This window comes from Rhizobacter sp. P2_H2, from assembly GCF_056403375.1.
The window spans coordinates 1-1,301 of sequence record NZ_JBFUFP010001324.1; the positions used below are offsets into that span (position 1 = coordinate 1).

At 66.0% G+C, this 1,301-nt stretch carries 1 protein-coding gene; it reads left to right on the forward strand.

Annotation, left to right across the window (positions count from 1 at the left end; all coding sequences use genetic code 11):
• Positions 1-1,301: VCBS domain-containing protein (locus AC1D15_RS32775; RefSeq protein WP_477829348.1), on the forward strand; the 1,301-nt coding region annotated here is incomplete at both ends.

Below are 1,301 nucleotides of genomic sequence, written 5' to 3' on the forward strand. Positions count from 1 at the left end.
ACAACAACGCCACGGTTCAGGCGCTGCGCGCTGATCAATCTCTGACCGAGACCTTCTCCGTCAAGAGCGCCGACGGGACCTCGTCGAGCGTCACCGTCACCATCCAGGGCACCAACGACGTCGCGGTGATCTCCGGTGTCAATACCGGCTCCGTCACCGAAGACACCGCCGTCAACGCCTCCGGCAACCTGACCACCGGCGGCACCCTGTCCATCGCCGATGTCGACAACGGCCAGGCGGTGTTCCAGGCTCAACCGGCCACCGTGGGCACCTACGGCACCTTCGCGCTCGCCGCCGACGGCACCTGGACTTATGCAGCCGCAAACAGCAACGCCACGATCCAGGCGTTGCGCGCCGACCAGTCACTGACGGAGACCTTCTCCGTCAAGAGCGCCGATGGCACCTCGTCGAGCGTCACCGTCACCATCCACGGCACGAATGATGTGGCCGTGATCAGCGGCGCCACCTCGGGTGCTGTCACGGAAGACACCGCGGTCAATGGCGCCGGCAACCTGACGACCGGCGGCACCCTGTCCGTCGCCGACATCGACAACGGCCAAGCCGTGTTCCAGGCTCAGACGGCCACTGCCGGCACCTACGGCACCTTCGCACTCGCCACCGACGGCACCTGGACCTACACCGCGGCCAACGGCAACACCGCCGTTCAGGCGCTTCGCGCCGATCAATCGCTGACCGAAACCTTCTCGGTCAAGAGCGCTGATGGCACTTCTTCGAGCGTCACCGTCACCATCCACGGCACGAACGATGTCGCCGTGATCAGTGGTGCCACGTCCGGTTCCATCACGGAAGACACCGCCGTCAACGCCTCCGGCAATCTGACCACCGGCGGCACGCTGTCTGTCGCCGACATCGACAACGGCCAGGCCGTGTTCCAGGCTCAGCCTGCCACCGCGGGCACCTACGGCACCTTCACGCTCGCCACCGACGGCACCTGGACCTACGCAGCGGCCAACAACAACGCCACGGTCCAGGCGCTGCGCGCTGATCAATCGCTGACCGAAACCTTCTCGGTCAAGAGCGCGGACGGGACCAGCTCGTCGGTCACCGTCACCATCCAGGGCACGAACGACACCGCTGTCATCTCCGGCGCCACCTCGGGCTCGGTCACCGAAGACACGGCTGTCAACGCTTCCGGCAACCTGACCACCGGTGGCACGTTGTCTGTCGCCGATGTCGACAACGGCGAAGCTGTGTTCCAGGCTCAGACAGCCACCGCTGGCACCTACGGCACCTTCGCACTCGCCACCGACGGCACCTGGACCTACACCGCGGCCAACAGC